Origin of the sequence: Myxococcus dinghuensis, from assembly GCF_024198235.1 — a bacterium.
In the GTDB taxonomy this organism is placed as follows: Bacteria; Myxococcota; Myxococcia; order Myxococcales; family Myxococcaceae; genus Myxococcus; species Myxococcus dinghuensis.
Genome location: NZ_JAKCFB010000120.1, coordinates 1 through 1,248 on the forward strand (window position 1 = coordinate 1; position 1,248 = coordinate 1,248).

At 70.5% G+C, this 1,248-nt stretch carries 1 protein-coding gene and 1 pseudogene; both read right to left on the minus strand.

Features of this window, described 5'->3' with window-relative positions; translation table 11 throughout:
* Positions 1-190 (minus strand): annotated as a pseudogene (locus LZ198_RS42780) (DDE-type integrase/transposase/recombinase); the annotation flags it as partial.
* Between the two features lie 121 nt (positions 191-311).
* The coding region (gene tnpC, locus LZ198_RS42785; protein WP_253977937.1) for an IS66 family transposase at positions 312-1,248 on the minus strand (937 nt) is incomplete at its 5' end.

The window sequence follows — 1,248 nt, forward strand, 5'->3', positions numbered from 1 at the left end:
GCGTGGAAAAGAAGCTCTCGGCTACCGCGTTGTCCCAGCAGTTTCCCTTGCGCGACATGCTGCACTCGATGCCGCACTCCTCGAGCAACCGGCGGTAGTCGTCGCTGGCGTACTGACTGCCCCTGTCGGAGTGGTGCCTCTCGGGAGCGGGACGGTCGAGCAGCGCCATGTCGAGCGCGCGGAGGACGAGGCCCCTGTCGATTTTCTGTAACCGACCGACGGCCGGCGTGGCGGGCACACCACCGCAACACGCGGCGTGGTCGCCACGCCGGCCCAAGCGACGTTTCCGAGTGCCGAGCGCGGGTGGCTGCTCAGGACGAGTTGACGGGTGTCGGAGACCAGCGGTGCGGCAGCAATTCGTCCAGGCGGGATGCCGGATGCGAGCCGAGCCGCAGCAGCACATCGGCCAGGTAGGCCTCGGGGTTGACGCTGTTGGCCTCGCACGTGGCGACGAGTGACGCGAGCCCCGCGAGATTCTGGCCAGCCTCGTCGCTGCCGACGAAGAGGTAGTTCTTTCGACCCAAGGCCATCGCCCGTAGGGCCCGCTCGGAGGCGTTGTTGTCGAGCGGCAGCGAGGCGTCCTCGAGGAAGCGTGAGAGGGCCGCCCATTGGCCTTGGGCGTAGCGCAGCGCGAGGCCCATCGGCCCCCGCGGCGGGTGTCGCGGCAATTGCTCCGTGAGCCACGCGGCGAAGGCTTCGAGTACCGGCGCACTCCTCTCACGGCGTAGGGCCAGGTGCTCGGGCCCTCCCAGCACGCCGCGCTGCGAGGCTTCGTGCTCGACGCGGTAGAGGTCCAGGATGAAGTCGAGCGCGCGCCTGGCTTCGGGCGCGGTGGCTTGCGCGTCGAAGAATTTGCGGCGCACGTGCGCCCAGCACGCCACGCGCGTGCGGCCCTCGGGCAGAGTGACGCGGTTGTAGCCGGTGTAGCCGTCGACGAGCAGGTAGCCGCGCGTGCCACCCAGGACGGCCTGGGGCGTCGCGCCGCTGCGACTGGGGCTATGCACGTAGGCGATGAGACTCTCGGTCCGGAAGGTCCAGACGTAGGCCCGGCGCGTCTTGCCTTCGTCGAGCACGCGCTGGGGCGTCTCGTCCGCACGGACCAGGGGGGCCTGCCGCACCAAGGCGAGCAGTCGCGCCGACAGCGGCGAGGTGGCGGCCGCGACGGCGTGGAAGAGGTCGCACAGCGTCGTGCGCGCAATGGGGGCGCCGACGCGCGCGAGCGCCTTGGCCTGGCGGTAGAGGGGAATC